Raw genomic sequence first — 422 nt, forward strand, 5'->3', positions numbered from 1 at the left:
CGGCCTGGTAGTTGATGTCATGGCCTGGCCCGTCCGTGCGGTCCCCGTCGTCTCCTTTTCTTTCCCCCTTTCCTCTCCTCCTTTTTCTTTCTCTTCCTTCTTCTTCTTCCCTTCCCCTCCTTCTCCTCTCCCCTTCTCTTTTTTCTTTTCTTCCCCCTTCCTCCTCTTCCCTCTTTTCCTTCTCTCCTCTTCCCCCTCTTCCCCCCTCCTTTCCTCTTTCCCCCCCCTCCCCCTCCCCTCTTTTTCCCCTCTCCCTTCCCCCCTCCTTTCTTTCTTTCCTTTCCCTTTTTTCCCCTCTTCTCCTTTCTCCTTCTTCCTCTCCCCCTCTTCCCCCTCCTCTTCCTCCGGCCCGCCGGGCCTTTTCTTTCCTTTCCCCTCTTCTCGACCTTACTTTCTAATATTTCCTCCCCTACTACTTTCTC

The 422-nt window shown here is 54.5% G+C and carries 1 protein-coding gene; it reads right to left on the reverse strand.

The annotated features are described in order from the left end of the window. Positions 1-17: 17 nt before the first annotated feature. Positions 18-422 (reverse strand): hypothetical protein (locus NR073_RS11410; protein ID WP_256748842.1); only part of this gene is annotated, 405 nt, incomplete at its 5' end.

Source organism: Micrococcus sp. Mcc28, from assembly GCF_024519775.1.
GTDB classification, from domain to species: Bacteria; Actinomycetota; Actinomycetes; order Actinomycetales; family Micrococcaceae; genus Micrococcus; species Micrococcus luteus.